We start from the raw sequence: 17265 nt of genomic DNA, 5'->3' as shown, positions 1-17265 counted from the left end.
CCCGCGCGGACAGTAACCGCTTTCTTGCACGGTAGCCATGCTCGTTTTCCATATCCTTCTGGGCCTCGTCATCCACAGCCTCTCCTGGGTGGCGGCCATCCATGCGCTCCTGACCAAGCGCGACCCCCGCTCCGCCCTGGGCTGGACGGCGTGTGTCTTCCTCGTGCCGCTCGTGGGGCCCGTGCTCTATGCGCTCTTTGGCATCAGCCGCGCCCAGAGCCACGCGGAAAAGATCCTGCGCCGCGAGGCCGCCCATGACCCGGCCCGGGCGCTGCGCGCCTGCTCCCCCGTTCCGCCGGGCACGGAATCCCAGCCGGAGAAAGAAGAAGCCGTCATCCTTGCGGGCACCGGGCGCCGCCTCACCGGCGTGCCCTTGTGCGGCGGCAATGCGGTGACACCCCTGCACAACGGGGACGAGGCCTATCCCGCCATGCTCGAGGCCATCGACGCCGCCAAGTCGCATGTGTTTCTCGCCACCTATATCTTCAATGCCGGCAAGGCCGGCCACGCCTTTGTGGACGCCCTGACCCGCGCCGCCGACCGTGGCGTGGACGTGCGCGTGCTGGTGGACGGCGTGGGCGCGCTCTATTCCTGGCACAAGCCCTGGGAGGTGCTCAAGCGACGCGGCGTGCGCACGGCGCGCTTTTTGCCGCCCTCGCTCGTGCCGCCGCGCTTCTCCATCAACCTGCGCAACCACCGCAAGGTGCTCGTCTGCGACACCGTGGGCTTCACCGGCGGCATGAATATTTCGGACGGCAACCTGGCCACGGCGGGCAAGCACCGCATCCAGGACATGCACTTCCGCTGCGTGGGCCCCGTGGTGAGCAGCCTGCGCCACGCCTTCGTGCTGCACTGGGGCTTCTGCACGGGCGACTATGCCCCGCCCCCGCCCATGCCCATCGAGGCCGCGGGCGACCACCACTGCCGCGTGGTCGTGGACGGCCCCGGCAACGATGCGGACGTGATCAACGACCTCATCTGCAGCGCCATCAACATGGCCCGCAAGCGCGTGCGCATCATGACCCCGTATTTCCTGCCCTCGCACGACCTCATGGGCTCCCTGCGCTCGGCCGGCCAGCGCGGGGTGGACGTGCGCGTGGTGCTGCCCGCGAAGAACAACCTGCCCTACATGAACTGGGCCACCTGCCGGCTGTTGCCCGGCCTGCTCACGGCCGGGGTTCGCGTCCTTCTCCAGCCGCCGCCCTTCGCGCACACCAAGCTGCTCGTGGTGGACGAGTATTATACCCAGGTGGGCTCGGCCAACCTTGACGCGCGCTCCCTCAGGCTCAATTTCGAGCTCAACATGGAGATTTTCGACCCGTCCTTCGCCGCCGGCATCGCGGCTTTCATCGACGCCGCCGTGGAGAAGGGCACGGAGATCACCCTCGCCGAGCTCAACGCCGAGCCGCTGCCCGTGAAATTGCGCAACGCGGCGTGCTGGCTCTTTTCGCCCTATCTCTGAGGCGGCTCCGCCCGGGGCGCCGCAAGATTTTTTTGCCGGCGTGGCCCCAGCGCAATATGCCGGATTTATTTGCGGAAATTTTCGCGCCCGCAAAAAATCCACCCCCTGCGAATGGAATGGGCGCTTTCCATTTCCGCTGTATTCGGGTATGGATAGAAACCCGTCACGAATCCCGCCACGGAGCCCTCGGACGCCGCCTGCCGGCCCCGGGCTGTCCCTGCGGGCCTTCTGGCGGCCTGTTTTCCCGGTCCGGCGGTTCCGGCCGGTTGGCGCCGGGCGGCACGATTCCGGCAAAACCCCGCCATGCGGCTGCGCGGCGGCATCCTGAAGCATGGGAGAAAACGCATGATGACACTCTTCTACCTCTTGGGCTACCTGGCCGTGCTGGGCTTCATCTGCCTTGCCGCGCTGAAAATCAGGACCTATCTCAAGGCGAGCCCGCTGCACATCCGCTGGGAGCTCTACCCCGTCCCGCACGAGGGCCCCAAGAAGGAGGCCTACGGCGGCAGCTATATGGAAGAAAAGAACTGGTGGACCCACAAACGCCATGTGGACCACTGGGAAGACATCAAGGCCATCCTCGTGGAAGTGCTTTGCCTGCACGCCACCTATGAGCACAACCCCAAGCTCTGGATCCGCACCTATCCCTTCCACGTGGGCATGTACATGCTCATGGGCGGCACCATCATCCTTGTCTGTGCCGTGGTGCTCCAGCTCTTCGGCGTCGACCCCGCGGGCGGCCTCATGACCTTCGTGGCCAATGTCATCAATGCGGTGGTCCTGCTCGGCGCCTTCTGCATCGCGGGGGGCGGCATCGCGCTCATCATCCGCCGCCGCGAGGACGAGGGCCTGAAGAAGTACACCACGGCGGAACAGTACATCAACCTGGGCTCCTTCGTGGTCTTCGGCGTGCTCACCCTCGCCGCCTGGGCCTTCAACCCCTCCTACTACCAGCTGGCGCGCGATTTCATCTACAATCTCTTCACCTTCAACTTCCAGCCGCTTGGCAGCTCCTGGTTCGTGCTTAACATGCTTGTGGGCTTCTTCCTGATGATCGCCATCCCCGTGACCAACATGGGGCACCTGATCATGAAGTACTTCATGTACCATGACATCCGCTGGGGTGACGAAGCCACGATCTACAGCGACAAAAACAAGAAGATCATCGACGAGATGCTCCAGTACCAGGTCACCTGGTCCGCCCCGCACATCGCCGGGGACGGCACGCCCAGGAACTGGGTGGACGTGGCCACCACCAACCCCGCAGCCCCCAAGAACGACGAGTAGGGAGTCCTCACATGAAAGACAAGCTGTCCCTGAAAGATGTTTCCACCGTTGAAGGGCAGATGGTCAGCATTGACCTCAAGGATCTGCCCGAGCTCGCGCTCGACGTGAAGCCCATGCCCTGGAAGCCCTTCACCGAGGAGCAGAAGGAAAACACCGCCTGTATCCTCGATGACGTGTGCGTGCTTAATATCCCCAAGCCCAAGAACCCGCAGGAAGAGGAGGAGCTCGTCAACAAGTTCCTCGAGGGCATGCGCAAGCTCTTCTCCAAGGAGAACAACTGGACGTGCCTGCCCATGCTCGAGAGCAGCATGGAAAACTGCGTGCAGTGCAACTCCTGCTCCGAGGCGTGCCACCTGTGGGAGATGTCGGGCAAGAACGAGATGTACCGGCCCAACTACCGCTCGGAGATCTTCCGCCGCATCTACCATCAGTATATCAAGAAGGAGCCCTTCGCCAAATGGCGCTACGGCGACATCGGCCTCAACTGGAAGACCGTGGCGCGCCTCGGCGAGCTCGCCTACCGCTGCAATGTCTGCCGCCGCTGCGCGCAGACCTGCCCCATCGGCGTGGATAACGGCCTCATCGCCCGCGAGATCCGCAAGCTCTTCAGTCAGGAACTGGGCATCCATCCGCGCGAGCTGCACGAAAAGGGCACCATGAACCAGCTCAAGGTGGGCTCCTCCACGGGCATGACCCCCGAGGTCGTGCGCGAGAATGTGGAGTTCATCGACGAGGATTATTCCGAGATCACGGGCGTCGGCATCACCACCCCCTTCGACGTGAAGGGCGCGGACATCATGCTGCTGCACAATGCCGGCGAGATCATGGCCTGGCCCGAAAACATCGCCGCCTTTTCGCTCATCTTCCAGGAGGCCGGCCTTTCCTGGACGCTCTCCAGCAAGGCCGTGGCCTATGACGGCGTGAACTACGGCGTCTTCTATGACGACGCGCAGCTCGCGCGCATCGCGCTCGACCACATGCTGGCCGCCAGGGAGCTGGGCGTCAAGAAGGTGGTGGTGGGCGAATGCGGCCACGCCAACAAGGCCCTGACCGTGCTGGCCGACCGCGTCATCCCCTATGAATACCAGGTGCCGCGCGAAAGCTGCTACGTCACCCTGCGCGACATCATCCTCGCCGGGCGCCTCAAGCTCGACCCGTCGCGCAATGACTTCCCCGTGACCCTGCACGACCCCTGCAACGTGGTGCGCCTCATGGGCATCGTCAAGCCGCAGCGCGACATCCTGCACAAGATCGCGCCCAAATTCCGCGAAATGCCCTGTCACGGCGTGCACAACTACTGCTGCGGTGGCGGCTCCGGCTTCGCCATCATGACCCGCAACAACATCGACGAATGGCGCGGCAACATCTCGGGCCGCAAAAAGCTTTGGCAGATCGGCGAGGCCTTCAAGGAATGCCTCGGCCCCGAGACCAAGAAGTATATCTGCGCCCCGTGCTCCAACTGCAAGGGCCAGATCCGCGAGCTCCTGGAGCACAATGACCTGTACTCCAAGAACAGCTTTGCCTACGGCGGCCTCGTGGAGCTCATCGTCAACGCCATGAGCAACGTGCAGCCCGGCTTCATCAAGTGGGAAGGCGACGAATAGCCGTTTTGCCGCAAAAAGGCTGAAGAACATGATGAGGGGGGCTCCGGCCCCCCTTTTTCTTCGGCTTGGCGCGGAGGTGGGCGCCGGCGTATCCGGGGACGAGGGGTGCCCGCCGCCAAGCCTCTTCTGGGGCTGGCGCCCCCCGAGAGCCCCGCATGGCTTGAGCAGCGGCCCCGAAAAGGCTATGCTGCCTTTTTTCGTGAGCGGAAAGGCGCGTTCGCGCCGGAGGAGCCTCCATGCAGCGCACTCTTATCGTCGATGTCCTCAAGGCCGGGAAGCCGGCCGACGCCGTCACCGTCTGCGGCTGGGTGCGCACCCGGCGCGACGCCAAGGGCTTTTCGTTTGTGGAGCTCAACGACGGCTCTTGCCTCGCCAACCTCCAGTGCATCGTGGATGACGGCACGCCGGCGCACGCCGCGCTCGGCGATGCGTCCACCGGGGCGGCGCTCCGCGTGCGCGGGGCGCTCGTGGCCTCGCCGGGCAAGGGCCAGAAGTGGGAGCTCAGGGCCGAGTCCGTGGAAGTCTTCGGACTGGCAGATCCCGAGACCTTCCCGCTCCAGAAAAAGCGCCACTCGGACGAATTTTTGCGCGGCATCGCCCACCTCAGGCCACGCACCAACAAGTATGGCGCGGCCTTCCGCATCCGCTCCGAGGCCGGATATGCGGTGCACGAGTTTTTCCGCTCCCGCCGCTTCGCCTGGGTGCACACGCCGGTGCTCACGGGCTCGGACTGCGAGGGCGCGGGCGAGATGTTCCGCGTGACCACGCTCGCCCCGGGCCAGCAGGGCGAGGATTTCTTCACGCGGCAGGCGAGCCTCACGGTCTCGGGCCAGCTCGAGGCCGAGGCCCTGGCCTTGGGGCTCGGCCGCGTCTACAGCTTCGGCCCCACCTTCCGCGCCGAAAATTCCAACACCCCGCGCCATGCCGCGGAATTCTGGATGATCGAGCCGGAAATGGCCTTTGCCGACCTCGACGACCTCATGGAACTGGGCGAGGGCCTGACCCGCCATGTGGTGGAGCATGTGCTCGACCGCTGCGAGGCGGATGTGGCGCTCTTTGACAAGTTCGTGGAGCCGGGCCTTCTGGAGCGCCTGCGCGGCATCCTGCGCCAGCCCTTCGCGCGCGTCCCCTATGCCGAGGCCGTGCGCATCCTGGAAGAGGCCGACGCGAATTTCGCCTTCCCGGTGAGCTTCGGCATCGACCTCCAGACCGAGCACGAGCGCTACCTCGCGGAAACGCATTTCCAGCGCCCGGTCATCGTTTATGACTACCCGCGCGAGATCAAGGCCTTCTACATGCGCGCCAATGACGACGGCGAGACCGTGGCCGCCATGGACATGCTGGTGCCGCGCATCGGCGAGCTCATCGGCGGCTCGCAGCGCGAGGAAAGGCTCGACGTGCTTACCGCGCGCATGGCCGAGCTCGGCCAGAAGCCGGAAGACTACTGGTGGTATCTCGACCTGCGCCGCTATGGCAGCGTGCCGCACGCCGGCTTCGGCATGGGTTTCGAGCGCCTGCTCATGTTCCTCACCGGCATCAGCAATATCCGCGATGTCATCCCCTTCCCGCGCACTCCGGGGAGCCTGGAATTTTAGCAAAAGAGTTGAAGCTCGCCCGCGACAAGGAGCGACCATGATTGACGATCTTCCCAAGGGCTTCCGGGCCGGTGCTGCCGAAGCCTGTTTCCGCAAGGCCGGCCGGGACGACCTCGGCCTCATCGTGTCCGACAGGCCCTGTGTTTTGGCGGCCATGTTCACGAAAAACCTCTTCCGGGCCGCGCCCGTGCGCGTCTGCCAGGAAATCCTGGCCAGCGGCCGCGAGGTGCGCGCCGTTGTGGCCAATTCCGGGCAGGCCAATGCCTGCACCGGCGACGAGGGCCTTGCCAATTGCCGCGAGACGCAGCGCCTCACGGCCGAGGCCCTGGGCCTCGAGCCGGACGAGGTCTTGCCCGTTTCCACGGGCGTGGTGGGCGCGCACCTGAAAATGGACAAGTGGCGCGCGGCCATCCCGGCCCTGGCGCAAAGCCTGGGCAGCCGCGACGCCGAGGGCTTCACGCGCGCCTTCATGACCACCGACGCCTTCCCCAAGTTCGCCATGCGCGAGGTGAGCCTCACCGGGGGCCTCGTGCGCCTCACGGTCATGGCCAAGGGCGCGGGCATGATTTGCCCCAACATGGCGACCATGCTCTGCGTGGCGCTCACCGACGCCTGCGTGGAGCGCGCCACCTGGCAGGAGATGTTCCGGCGCGCCGTGAACGCCACCTTCAACCGCGTGAGCGTGGACGGCGACACCTCCACCAATGACACCATTCTCGGGCTCGCCAACTGCGCCTCGGGCGTGGCGGCCATGAACGCCGGGGACGAGAAGGCGCTCGCGGACGCGCTCACGGCCATCCTCGACACGGTGGCGCATATGCTGGTGGCGGACGGCGAGGGTGCCTCCAAGGTCATCCACATCAAGGTGAGCGGCGCGGCCAACGATGACGAGGCCGAGATCGTGGCGCGCAGCGTGGGCCACTCGCAGCTCGTGAAGACGGCCATTTACGGCGGGGACGCCAACTGGGGCCGCATCGTCACGGCCGTGGGCTACAGCGGCGCCGACTTCGACCCGGACAAGGTGAGCCTCTTCCTGTGCGGCATCGAGCGCTTCCGCAAGGGGCAGCCGGTCAACGAGGAACTGGAGGCCGAGCTCGCCGAAAAGCTCAAGGCCAAGGACGTGGACGTGGACATCATCCTCGGGTCGGGCCCGGGCTGCTACAGCCTCCAGGCCTCGGACTTGGGGCACGAATATGTGAGCCTCAACGCCGATTACCGGTCGTAGGGGAAGGGCGAAAAAGAAGATCCCGCTCCCGTGGCTTTGCCGGGAGCGGGTTTCGGGCTGTTACGCGGGGCGCCTACGCTTCGTCAGTGAGGCGGCGAAAGGCTTTCTTGCCCGCGCCGCAGACAGGGCAGCGCCAGTCTTCGGGCAGGTCTTCAAACTTGGTGCCGGCGGGGATCTTGTGGCGGCGGTCGCCCTTGTCCGGGTCATAGATGTAGCCGCAATTCACCGTCTGGCAACGCCACATTTCGCTTGGGTCACTCATGGGAGCCTCCGTGGGCCGGGTTTTCGGGGGAAAGGTCGGGGTTCGGGCGGGCGCCGGCGGGCGCGGGCGCCGCGCAACGCTCGCACAGGCCGTCGAGCTCGATGCGCGCCCCGAGGATGGCGAAGCCCGCGGCCGAAAGGCCCTCCAGCGCGGGCGCGGGCGCCGGGCCGCACACATCGGCCACGCGGCCGCAGCGCACGCAGCGCACATGCAGGTGCGGCGACACATCGCCGTCGAAGCGGCGCCCGTGGCCGCCCTCGAGCCGGAGGATCTCGCCGGCCTGGGCCAAGAGCTCAAGGTTGCGGTAGACCGTGCCGAGGCTGATCCTGGGCAGGGCGCGGCGCACCTTGGCGTGGATCTCCTCGGCGGTGGGGTGGGTCTTCGCCTTGCGCAGTTCGGCGAGGATCTCGGCGCGCTGTCGCGTCATTCGGGTTCGCGCTGCGGGCATCCGGCCTCCTCTGTCGCCCGACTATGCGGGACGGCCCGGGGCTCTGTCAAGGCCGGCGCCGCGGCATGCCTTGCCAAGCGAAGGGCGCCGGGATAGGCTAGGTCCGCGTCCCTTGAGACGGGCGCGGCCCTGCAAACAAGAAGAGGAAAAATATGAAAAGGATGTTCCTGACGGCGCTTGCCGCCGCGTTTTTGCTGGCCGGCGGCGCCCTCGCCGGCGCGTCTTCGGCGAGTGCCGCCACGGATGCCCAGATCCTCCAGGACGCGTGGACGGCCTACAATATCGGCAATTACCAGAAAACCCTGCGCCTCATCGAGCCGCTGGCCGGCAACGGCAACCCCAGGGCGCAGGTCATGCTCGGCCGCTGCTATGAGAACGGCCTTGGCGTGAAGCAGGATTTGGGCGTCGCCGCCCAGTGGTTCCAGCTCGCGGCGGAGCAGAATGACAGCGAGGCCCAGGTGCTGCTCGCCTATTGCTATGAGGTGGGCGCGGGCGTGCCCAAGAACCCGCAGCAGGTGATGAACCTCATGACCCGCGCGGCGGAATCGGGCAATCCCGAGGCGCAGTTCAACCTTGCGCTCAACTACAGCCAGGGCCTTTACGGGGCGCCCAAGAACGAGCAGGAGAGCTTCCGCTGGGCCAGCCTTTCAGCCCAGCAGGGCTATGCCCAGGCCGAGCGCTTCCTCGGGGCCTGCTACCAGTATGGCTTCGGCGTCACCGCCGACCAGGCGCTGGCCCAGGAATGGTACGCCAAGGCCGAGGCCCAAGGCCTCTCGCGCGAGGGCAGCATCTTCAACAAGGTGACGGACTACACCATGCCCGCTTCGGAGGCGGTGCAGCAGTAGGGCCGGGCGCCCCGGATTTTGACAGGGCAGCTCCTTCGGGGGCGGCTTTTTTGTGGGGGCCGGTAAGGGAAAGGGGCGACAGGCGGAGTGACGGGAAAATGCCTGCGACTGGCCGAGGTATAACTGTGCGGCGGCCAGGCTCGGGAGAAAGGGCGCCGCGACATCATCACAACCGCTGTCCTGGGCTCGCGTCCCGCACCGACAGAAAGGCCGCCCCCGCAGTCGCGGAAGCGGCCTTTCCCAAAAATGGACGGAGCGCGCCTTTTACTTGATCTTGCAGTTGCCGTCCTTGCACTCGGGCGTGGAAATGACGGGCGTGGCCTGGAACAGCACCACCTGTTCCGTGCCCTTGTTGTCGCCGAGCACCATGGTATAGCGCATGAGGCCCTGCGGGCGGGGCATCTCGGAGGTGCCGCGGAAAACGCCGTTGGCCGTGAGCAGGCGCGTCTCACCCACCTTGGTCTCGCGGATATTGGAAAGCGTCATGCGGTCCACGACGAGCTTTTTGTCCTTGATCTCTTCGATGAAGTGCGCCTTGTCACGAATGTGCCCGTTGGAGCCGATATACCAGAAATTGGGCGCCAGCAGCTTTTCCAGCGCAGCCACATCGCCGGTGATGACGGCCTCGGTGTACTGTTCCACAGGGTCGGCCTTGGCATGGGCGATGCCGCCGGCAAGGCAGAGGGCGAGCGCCAGAAGCAGGGGCACGAACTGGAAAAATCGCATGGGAGTCCTCCTTTCGCACAAAGTCCCGTGGCGGCGGCCACGGGCGCGGCCTTGCCGGCAGATGCGGCGCCGCGCGGTGGCTTTCTTTAAGACCAAGCGCGGGCGCTGTCAACCGGGAAAAGGGGAGAATCCCGTGGGAAAGGGGGAAATCCCGGGGAGAAGCCCGCGTACCCCATCCGCGCCACGAACGATGCCACGCCGCGAAGATTTGCATTACCTAGCAAATCACTCTACTATCCTTCCACGCGCCGGGTGCGGCCCGGGCGGCCGCGCGGCGCGCCACGTTCCCTTTTTCATGCCCGGGCGGCAACGCGTCGGCCGGGCCCCGAGTTGCAGGAGCAGCCATGAAGACATCCATCCTCCAGACCATCGGGCGGACGCCGCTCTTGCGGCTCAAACTTTCAGCCGAGCTCCCGGGCACTGTGTGGCTCAAGCTGGAGAACCGCAATCCCGGCGGCTCCATCAAGGACCGCGTGGCCTTTCATTGCGTGGAGCGCGCGCTCGTGCGCGGCGATGTGCGGCCCGGGGGGCTCGTGGTGGAGGCCACCAGCGGCAACATGGGCATCGGCTTGGCGCTCGTGTGCGCCATGCGCGGCCTGCGCTGCGCGCTCACCATGCCCGAATCCATGAGCCGGGAGCGGCGCGCGCTGTTGCGCGCCTATGGGGCGGAGCTCGCCCTCACGCCCGCGGCCGGCGGTATGGCCGCTGCCGTGGCGGCCGCGCGCGACCTTGCGGACGAGCTGGGCGGCTGGCTGGTGAACCAGTTTTCCAACCGCGACGCCGTGGCCGTGCATTACGAGACCACGGGCCCGGAGATCTGGCATGACAGCGCGGGCCGCATGGACGTTCTCGTGGCCGGCGTGGGCTCCGGCTCCTCGCTCACGGGCACGGGCCGCTATCTCAAGGAATCCATCGCCGATTTCAGGGTCATCGCCGTGGAGCCGGCGGACTCGCCCGTGCTTTCCGGGGGGGCGCCGGGCCCGCACGCCATTCAGGGCATCGGCGCGGGCTTCGTGCCCGACATCCTCGACCGCTCGCTCATCGACGAGGTGCTGCTCGCCGACGCCGGCGAGGCCATGGCCACGGCCCGGCGCCTCATGGCGGTTGACGGCGTGTGCGCGGGCATCTCCACCGGCGCCAACGTGGCAGCGGCCCTCGCCGTGGCCGAACGCCCGGAGATGGCCGGCAAAAACATCGTCACCTTTGCCTGCGACACCGGCGAGCGCTACCTCTCCACCCCGCTCTTCGAGGCCGAGTGAAGATCGGGCGCGCCCGGCCCGGGCCCTTGCCAAGCCATGCCCGGTGCTTAGATATGGAGGATGAACACGACCGCACAGCCCCCCATGCTCCCGCAGGCGGAGAGCCCCTGCATCCATATCGAGAACGCGCGCCAGCACAATCTCAAGAATATCAGCCTCGACATCCCGCGCGACGAGCTCGTGGTGGTCTGCGGGCCATCCGGCTCGGGCAAGTCCACCCTGGCTTTCGACATCGTGTATGCCGAGGGGCAGCGGCGCTATGTGGAATCGCTCTCCACCTATGCGCGCCAGTTCCTGCCGCAGATGGACAAGCCGGACGTGGAGAAGATCGAGGGGCTTTCGCCCGCCATCTCGCTGGAGCAGCAGAGCGTTTCGCGCAACCCGCGCTCCACGGTGGGCACGGTGACGGAGATCTATGACTTTTTGCGCGTGTTCTTCGCCCGCCTCGGCACCACCTATTGCCCGCAGTGCGGCCGGCCCATCGAGGCCCGCGCCGCGGACGAGATCATCTCGGACATCCTCGCGCTGCCCCAGGGCGAGAAATTCATGGTGCTCGCGCCGCTCATCGAGCTGCAAAAGGGCACCCACCAGGACCTGCTGAAAAAGCTCAAGGCCGAGGGCTTCGCCCGCGTGCGCGTGGACGGAGAGTTTTACACGCTGGACGATGTGCCCGCGCTGGAGAAGAACAAGAAGCACTCCATCGACCTCGTGGTCGACCGGCTCGTCAACAAGGAGGGCATCCGCGGGCGCCTCGCCGACTCCGTGGAGCTGGCCCTGCGCCACGGCAACGGGCAGATGGTGCTTCACCTGCCGGGGCGCCCGGAAGGGGAGCGCGACATCGTCCAGTCCACCACGTCCGTGTGCCCCACCTGCCATATCTCGCTGCCCGCGCCGAGCCCGCAGCTTTTTTCCTTCAACGGCCCGCAGGGCGCCTGCCCGCGCTGCGTGGGCCTCGGCACCGTGGATTATTTCGAGCCAAGGCTCATCGCGCCCAACCGCGGGCTCTCGCTCACGGGCGGGGCGCTGCTGCCATGGGCCAAGCCGAAAGTGCTGGCGCGCTACCAGACGGCGCTGGCCGCGCTCGGCAAGCGCTTCGGCTTCACGCTCGCCACGCCGCTGGAGAAATATTCTGACGAGGCCCTGGCCGCGCTGTTCTATGGCGAGGACGAGCACGGCAAGCCGGCCGCGGGCTCGCTGGGCCTGCGCCGCAACTGGATGGGCGGGGTCGTGGCCCTCGGCGCCGCCGGCGACCACCAGAGCAAGAATTTCGTGGAGGCCCAGCGCCTCCAGAGCGAGGTGGCGGTCAGCGACAGGCGCTGGCCCGGCGTCATCCCGCTGTTGGAAAAGGGCATGCAGTACGGCGACGCCTGGCGGGAGGAGCTGGCGCGCTTCCGCCAGTCGTGCGACTGCCCGGACTGCAGGGGCGCGCGCCTCAGGCCGGAGGCGCTCTCCGTGCGCGTGGACGACCTTTCCATCGCCCAGTTCTGCGCGCTCCCCGTGGACAGGGCGCTCGCCTGGCTCAAGGAGCGCACCTTCAGCGGGCGGCACGCCCTTATCGCCGAGCCCCTGCTCAAGGAGCTGGAGTTCCGCCTGTCCTTCCTGGGCAACGTGGGCCTCGAATATCTCTCGCTCGGCCGCTCCATGAGCACGCTCTCCGGCGGGGAGGCGCAGCGCATCCGCCTCGCCTCACAGCTCGGCTCGGGCCTCGTGGGCGTGACCTATGTGCTCGACGAGCCTTCCATCGGGCTGCACCCGCGCGACAACGAGCGCCTTTTGGGCACCCTGCGCTCGCTCCAGAAGCGCGGCAATACCGTGCTCGTGGTGGAGCACGACGAGGCCACCATCTGCGAGGCGGACACGGTCATCGAGCTCGGCCCCGGCTCGGGCGCCAACGGCGGCGAGATCATGTTCCAGGGCCCGGTGAAGGAATTGCTGGACGACGCCGACACCCTGACGGCCCGCTACCTGCGCGGCGACGAGACCATCCCCCTCCCGGACGCCCGGCGCGAGCCCAAGGGCGAGCTCGTGCTGCACGACGTGACCACCAACAACCTGCGCGGCATCGACTGCCGCATCCCCATGGGCGTCCTCACCTGCGTCACCGGGGTCTCCGGCTCGGGCAAGAGCTCGCTCGTGGTGGACACGCTCTACAAGCACCTGGCCCTGGGCCTCGGCCTGCGCGTGGACCAGCCGGGCACCATCGGCGGCCTCTCTTACGAGGGGGGCGCCACGCCCATCGAGCGCATCGTGGCCATCGACCAGACGCCCATCGGCCGCACGCCGCGCTCCAACCCGGCCACCTATACCAAGATTTTCGACGAGATCCGCAACATTTTCGCCATGACGCCGGACGCCCGCAAGCGCGGCTACCAGCCCGGGCGTTTCAGCTTCAACGTGCGCGGGGGCCGCTGCGAGGCCTGCGGCGGGGACGGGCAGATCCGGGTGGAGATGCACTTTCTGCCGGACGTGTACGTCACCTGCGACGTCTGCCAGGGCAAGCGCTACAACCACGAGACGCTGGAAGTGCGCTACAAGGGCCTGAACATCGCCGAGGTGCTGGACCTGACGGTCAGCCAGGCGCGCAAGCTCTTCGAGAGCTATCCCTCGCTGGAGCGGCGCCTGGCCGTTCTGGAGGACGTGGGCCTCGGGTACTTGCGCCTCGGGCAGCCGGCCACCACGCTTTCCGGCGGCGAGGCGCAGCGCATCAAGATCTCGCGCGAGCTCGGCAAGCGCTCGCTCCCGGGCACGCTCTACATCCTCGACGAACCCACCACCGGGCTGCACATGCACGAGGTGGGCAAGCTTATCAAGGTGCTGCACGCCCTCGTGGACAAGGGCGCCAGCGTGGTGGTCATCGAGCACAACACGGACATGATCCTCGCGGCGGACCACGTGCTGGACATGGGCCCGGGCGGCGGCGAGAACGGCGGCCTCATCGTCTCCGCCGGCACGCCGGAGGCCATTGTGGCCGACCCGGCTTCCGTCACCGGGCGCTTCCTCATGCAGGAACGCACGGAGCGGCTCAAGCGGCGGAAGAAGAAAGGCTAGGCGCGGGCCTCCCGCGCCTCCACCCAGGCTAGGGCCGCCGGGAGGTCGAGCGTGCCTTCGTAGAGGGCGCGGCCGCTGATGACGCCTTCAAGGCCTTCCCGGGCGAGCGGGTAGAGCCGCCGGACATCCTCCAGCGTGGACACGCCACCGGCCGCGATGACCGGCACATGCGCCGCGCGCACGAGGCGCGCGAGCGCGTCCGCATTGACGCCGCTGTGCATGCCGTCGCGCTCGATATCCGTATAGATGATGAAGGCCGCTCCCGCGTCCTCGAGGCGCGGCAGCACATCCGACACGGCGAGGCCCGTGTCGGCCACCCAGCCCCGGCTCTTGAGCTTTCCGTCGGCAGCGTCCAGCGAAACGCCGATCTTCCCCGGCCAGGCGCGGCAGAGCGCCGCGAAGTTTTCCGGTTCCTCCAGCGCCATGGTCCCGATAATGAGCCGCGTGACGCCGGCGTCAAGGTAGGCGCGGGCCGCGTCCGCATCGCGGATGCCCCCGCCGAGCTGCACGGGGATGGCCGTCCCCCCGCAGATGCGGCCCACGATGGCCGCGCTGGCCGCGTGGCCTTCAAAGGCGCCGTCCAGGTCCACCACATGCAGCCAGCGGGCGCCCAGGCGCTCCCAGTGGCGCGCGGCCTCGGCCGGGTCGTCCGCGAAGACGGTGGCGTCGTCCGCGCGGCCGCGGCGCAGCCGCACCGCCTTGCCCCCCTTGATGTCGACCGCGGGAAAGATGATCACAGCCCGAGGTCCTTCACGGCCTTCTGCATGCCGTCCACGGCCAGCTCCTGCGCGGAGACCCACGCGCCCTTGCGCTTGAAAAATTCGCCCACCGTGAGCAGGTTCTCGGTGAGGCCCACCTGCTTTTCCTCAAAGATGGAGCGGTTGCCAAGCTCGCCCTCGGCCACGTTGACGAGGAAGAACTCCACGCGCACATGCGCCGACTGCGTCACCCCGGCGCTGGAGCCCTCGCGCTCGTGCCAGTCCAGCACCTGCGGGATGAGCAGGTACTGCGCGCCGTGCTGGCGGCCATACGCCACCCAGCGCGGGAGCGCCCCGGGCTGGCCCGTGCTGTGGGCATTGGTGAGGTCAGGCGGCAGGTTCTGGCGCGGGATAAAAATGTATTGCCGCCTGCTGCCCGTGATGAGCACCTCGCGCAATTCCCGGTCCAGCGCCACGAGCGCGTCGTGCGGGATGCGGCCCTGCGGCTCGGGGATCTGGCCCACGATGAGCTGCCCCGGGTGCAGCGGCTGCGTGAAGGGCGCCACAGAGATCTTGTAGCTTGAGGGCACATGCCGGGGCACGTCCGCGGTGCTCGCCGGCTGCCGGGCGCAGGCGGCGAGCACCAGCGCGAGCGCGGCCGCGAAGATGATGGACAGGCAGGGCAGATGGCGTTTGGTCATGAGTCCAGGCCTCCCTTGGTGCTTCTGATGTGCGTCCCCCTGCGGCGCACGGCCTGCCCGAGCGCGAGCCCGAGGCCCTTGGCCGCCGATTCGAGGAGGTGATGCCCGTTCTTGCCGTACAAAAAGGAGATATGCAGGTTGCAGCGCGCCGCGCTGGCGAGGGCCTTGTAAAACTCGCGCCAGAGGTCTTTCTCCTCCCCGGCGATGACCGGGGGCAACAGCTCGTCGCCCCGCCACTCCAGCCACGGGCGCCCGGAGAGGTCGACGACCACGTCGGCCAGCGCCTCGTCCATGGGCACGCGGCCGTGGCCCACGCGGGCGATGCCGGCGCGGTCGCCCAGGGCCTCGCGCAGGGCCGTGCCCACGGCGAGGCCCGTGTCTTCCGCGCTGTGGTGCCCGTCCACCTCGAGGTCGCCCTTGCAGCTGAGGGAGAGATCCATCTCCGCCCAGAACATGGTGAGCGTGAGCAGGTGGTCGAGGAGGCCGATGCCGGTATGCACGTCGGTCTCGCCCGCGCCGTCGAGGGTGAGGGCGGCGCGGATGGCCGTTTCCCTGGTGCCGCGCGCGAATTCCGCGCGCCGGAGGGGGAGGGCGTCGCTCATGGCTGCTCCTCGGGGCTTGCGCCCGGCGTCGTGCCGGTGTCGTGTTCGGGGCCATCCTGTGCGGTGCCTTCTCCGCCCTTTTCCGGCGCTTCTTCCGCCGGGGCCTTGCGCTTCTTGCCGAAGGCCGCGGCCACCCAGATGCTCCCCTCATAGAGGAGGAGCATGGGGCAGGCCATGAGCAGTTGGGAGACCACGTCCGGCGGCGTGAGGATGGCCGCGAGGATGAAGATGCCCACGATGGCGTAACGCCGCCCCCTGCGCATCATGGCCGCGGTGAGGATGCCCATGCGCGCGAGAAAGAGCGTGAAGATGGGCATCTCGAAGATCAGGCCGAAGGCGATGAGCAATTTGAGCACGAAGCTCAGGTAGTCGCTCACCTTGGGCGTAATGACGATGTCGGGCGTGGAATAGCTCACGAAAAAGCTGAACGCGAAGGGGAAGACGATGAAATAGCAGAAGGCGCCGCCGGCGATGAAAAAGACGGCCGAGAGAAAGGCGATGGGCAGGATGTGGCGCTTTTCCTCATCATAGAGGCCGGGCGCCACAAAGGCCCAAATTTGGTAGAAGATGGCCGGGCTCGCCAAAAAGACGCCCGCCACGAAGGCGATATACATGCGCGTGAAGAAAGCCTCGGGGAGCGTGGTATACTGGGCGTGGGTGCCGGCCGGCAGCACGGCGAGCAGCGGATGGATGAGGACATCGAAAATGGGGTCCACCACGGCCCAGCAGATGCCGAAGCCGATGCCCACGGCGATGCAGCAGCGCACGAGGCGGCTGCGCAGCTCGGAGAGATGGTCCATGAGGCCCATGGGCTCGCCGCCCTCGGCCCCGGGGGCGTCCTGCGGGGCCGGTGCCTGGCCTTCGGGCGGCGTGGCCGGCGGCTCGGAAGGTTCGGGGGCTTGGGGGAGGGTGTCGGACGAGGGCGGAGGGCCGCCCGGTGGCGCGCCGGCCCCGGCCTCCGTGTCCGGCTGCCATTCAGGGCCGGAAAGGGAAGTCTCGAAGGGGGCCGGTTTCTGCGGGGGAGTGGTGTTGCTCATGCGCGCGGACCGTCCTCGGGCGGGCCGGCAGAGGCAGCCCCAGACGCACCGGGCGCGGCCGGTGACGCCTTCCCGCTGTCGGGGGCGGCTCCCGTTGCGGCCTCGGCCTCGGCCCGGGCCTTGGCGAGGGCTTCGGCGAGCGGGCTGCCCTCCGGCGGGGTCAGGCTGTCGGCTTCGCCTGCTGCAGCCGCGGCTTCAGGCGCGGGTTGCGCCGGCGCCGGCTTTTCCGCGGCCGCTGTGCCGGCGGCCTCCTTGCGGCGGCGGGCCGCCTCCTGCTCGCGCAAATCGGCCTCGGCGGATTCGGCATTGAGGGTGCGCTGAAAATCCGTGGAGACGCGCCGGAATTCGCCCATGGCCTTGCCGAGGCCGCGGGACACCTTGGCGAGGCTCTTGGGCCCAAGCACGATGAGCGCCACCAGGAGGATGACGAGGAGTTCGGTGCTGCCGATGCCGAACATGGCGTCCC

General features: G+C 67.5%; 16 protein-coding genes. 8 read left to right on the top strand and 8 right to left on the bottom strand.

Annotation, left to right across the window (positions count from 1 at the left end; all coding sequences use genetic code 11):
• Nucleotides 1-37: 37 nt before the first annotated feature.
• The 5 genes from G7Y54_RS11410 to argJ all read left to right on the top strand — a co-directional run bounded on the left by G7Y54_RS11410 (nucleotide 38) and on the right by argJ (nucleotide 7173).
• Nucleotides 38-1462, top strand: coding sequence for a phospholipase D-like domain-containing protein (locus G7Y54_RS11410; protein WP_165079471.1), 1425 nt, complete (start codon nucleotides 38-40; stop codon nucleotides 1460-1462).
• 345 nt (nucleotides 1463-1807) lie between these two features.
• Nucleotides 1808-2749: a respiratory nitrate reductase subunit gamma gene (locus tag G7Y54_RS11405; RefSeq protein WP_165079470.1), complete on the top strand. Its 942-nt coding sequence runs from the start codon at nucleotides 1808-1810 to the stop codon at nucleotides 2747-2749.
• Nucleotides 2750-2760: 11 nt separating this feature from the next.
• The gene (locus tag G7Y54_RS11400; protein ID WP_165079469.1) at nucleotides 2761-4353 is read left to right on the top strand and encodes a (Fe-S)-binding protein; all 1593 of its coding nucleotides are present in this window, start codon (nucleotides 2761-2763) and stop codon (nucleotides 4351-4353) included.
• Between the two features lie 236 nt (nucleotides 4354-4589).
• Complete coding sequence (asnS, locus tag G7Y54_RS11395; protein ID WP_165079468.1) at nucleotides 4590-5948, top strand: asparagine--tRNA ligase; 1359 nt, start codon at nucleotides 4590-4592, stop codon at nucleotides 5946-5948.
• Between the two features lie 40 nt (nucleotides 5949-5988).
• Complete coding sequence (gene argJ / locus G7Y54_RS11390; protein WP_206214958.1) at nucleotides 5989-7173, top strand: bifunctional glutamate N-acetyltransferase/amino-acid acetyltransferase ArgJ; 1185 nt, start codon at nucleotides 5989-5991, stop codon at nucleotides 7171-7173.
• 73 nt (nucleotides 7174-7246) lie between these two features.
• Here argJ and G7Y54_RS11385 read toward each other — a convergent pair whose 3' ends face one another.
• Nucleotides 7247-7435, bottom strand: coding sequence for a rubredoxin (locus G7Y54_RS11385; RefSeq protein ID WP_165079466.1), 189 nt, complete (start codon nucleotides 7433-7435; stop codon nucleotides 7247-7249).
• The gene (locus tag G7Y54_RS11380; RefSeq protein ID WP_346773642.1) at nucleotides 7428-7862 is read right to left on the bottom strand and encodes a transcriptional repressor; all 435 of its coding nucleotides are present in this window, start codon (nucleotides 7860-7862) and stop codon (nucleotides 7428-7430) included. The genes G7Y54_RS11385 and G7Y54_RS11380 overlap by 8 nt, the downstream gene beginning before the upstream one ends.
• A gap of 173 nt (nucleotides 7863-8035) precedes the next feature.
• On the opposite strand from G7Y54_RS11380, the gene G7Y54_RS11375 reads away from it, so the two are divergent.
• Entirely contained in the window at nucleotides 8036-8728 is a 693-nt protein-coding gene (locus G7Y54_RS11375) for a tetratricopeptide repeat protein (RefSeq protein WP_165079464.1), read from the top strand.
• 264 nt (nucleotides 8729-8992) lie between these two features.
• Here the strand turns inward: G7Y54_RS11375 and G7Y54_RS11370 are convergent, their stop codons facing one another.
• Nucleotides 8993-9454, bottom strand: coding sequence for a nuclear transport factor 2 family protein (locus tag G7Y54_RS11370; RefSeq protein ID WP_165079463.1), 462 nt, complete (start codon nucleotides 9452-9454; stop codon nucleotides 8993-8995).
• Nucleotides 9455-9798: 344 nt separating this feature from the next.
• Between G7Y54_RS11370 and cysK the strand changes: the two genes are divergently transcribed.
• Together cysK and uvrA are read left to right on the top strand one after the other, a co-directional pair.
• Nucleotides 9799-10713 carry a cysteine synthase A gene (cysK, locus tag G7Y54_RS11365; protein WP_165079462.1) on the top strand — a complete coding sequence of 305 codons (915 nt, stop codon included), beginning with the start codon at nucleotides 9799-9801 and terminating at the stop codon, nucleotides 10711-10713.
• Nucleotides 10714-10773: 60 nt separating this feature from the next.
• Nucleotides 10774-13761, top strand: coding sequence for an excinuclease ABC subunit UvrA (gene uvrA / locus G7Y54_RS11360; protein WP_241159469.1), 2988 nt, complete (start codon nucleotides 10774-10776; stop codon nucleotides 13759-13761).
• On the opposite strand, the gene hisA is transcribed toward uvrA, so the two are convergent.
• Genes hisA through G7Y54_RS11335 form a run of 5 tightly spaced genes read right to left on the bottom strand, consistent with a single transcriptional unit; the run spans nucleotide 13758 to nucleotide 17257 of the window.
• Nucleotides 13758-14498, bottom strand: coding sequence for a 1-(5-phosphoribosyl)-5-[(5-phosphoribosylamino)methylideneamino]imidazole-4-carboxamide isomerase (gene hisA, locus G7Y54_RS11355; RefSeq protein WP_165079461.1), 741 nt, complete (start codon nucleotides 14496-14498; stop codon nucleotides 13758-13760). The genes uvrA and hisA overlap by 4 nt on opposite strands.
• Nucleotides 14495-15160, bottom strand: a complete 666-nt coding sequence (locus tag G7Y54_RS11350) for a hypothetical protein (protein WP_165079460.1) — start codon at nucleotides 15158-15160, stop codon at nucleotides 14495-14497. The genes hisA and G7Y54_RS11350 overlap by 4 nt, the downstream gene beginning before the upstream one ends.
• Entirely contained in the window at nucleotides 15157-15762 is a 606-nt protein-coding gene (locus tag G7Y54_RS11345; protein WP_165079459.1) for an imidazoleglycerol-phosphate dehydratase, read from the bottom strand. Before G7Y54_RS11345 ends, G7Y54_RS11350 begins: the two co-directional genes overlap by 4 nt.
• On the bottom strand, nucleotides 15759-16799 hold the full coding sequence (gene tatC, locus G7Y54_RS11340) for a twin-arginine translocase subunit TatC (protein WP_241159468.1): 1041 nt from the start codon (nucleotides 16797-16799) through the stop codon (nucleotides 15759-15761). The genes G7Y54_RS11345 and tatC overlap by 4 nt, the downstream gene beginning before the upstream one ends.
• Nucleotides 16796-17257, bottom strand: a complete 462-nt coding sequence (locus tag G7Y54_RS11335; protein WP_165079458.1) for a twin-arginine translocase TatA/TatE family subunit — start codon at nucleotides 17255-17257, stop codon at nucleotides 16796-16798. The genes tatC and G7Y54_RS11335 overlap by 4 nt, the downstream gene beginning before the upstream one ends.
• Between the last annotated feature and the right edge of the window lie 8 nt (nucleotides 17258-17265).

It is taken from the genome of Desulfovibrio sp. ZJ746, from assembly GCF_011039155.1.
Classification (GTDB): Bacteria; Desulfobacterota; Desulfovibrionia; order Desulfovibrionales; family Desulfovibrionaceae; genus Desulfovibrio.
The sequence above is the reverse complement of the archived record's forward strand: the minus strand, read 5'-3'. Positions and strand labels throughout refer to the sequence as shown.